At 38.9% G+C, this 270-nt stretch carries 1 pseudogene; it reads right to left on the reverse strand.

Features of this window, described 5'->3' with window-relative positions:
• Window positions 1–208, reverse strand: a pseudogene (locus SB749_RS19565) (flagellar protein FliT); the annotation flags it as partial.
• Window positions 209–270: the final 62 nt, after the last annotated feature.

Genomic DNA, 270 nt, shown 5'->3' on the forward strand with positions numbered 1-270 from the left:
TATCTAAGTCGAGAAGCATCCTATGGACTTTATTTTGCGCGTTTAATTGGATTCCTGCTTGACCTAATACATCAAGGAGTTTCCCCCGTTCATCCAACTGACGATCCACTTCTTGAAGAAATCCGTCTCGTTTCTCTCCCTTTGGAACGTGTTCTAAAAATTGATAAAGTTTAGCGGAGAGTTGGAGTAACTTTTGTTCATTATCCATGTTCGAATGTCTCCCATTCTATAAGAAATAAGAACTTAGTGAAGTAGATTGCTGATTGGCTT

Source organism: Brevibacterium sp. SIMBA_078, assembly GCF_046534565.1.
In the GTDB taxonomy this organism is placed as follows: domain Bacteria; phylum Actinomycetota; class Actinomycetes; order Actinomycetales; family Brevibacteriaceae; genus Brevibacterium.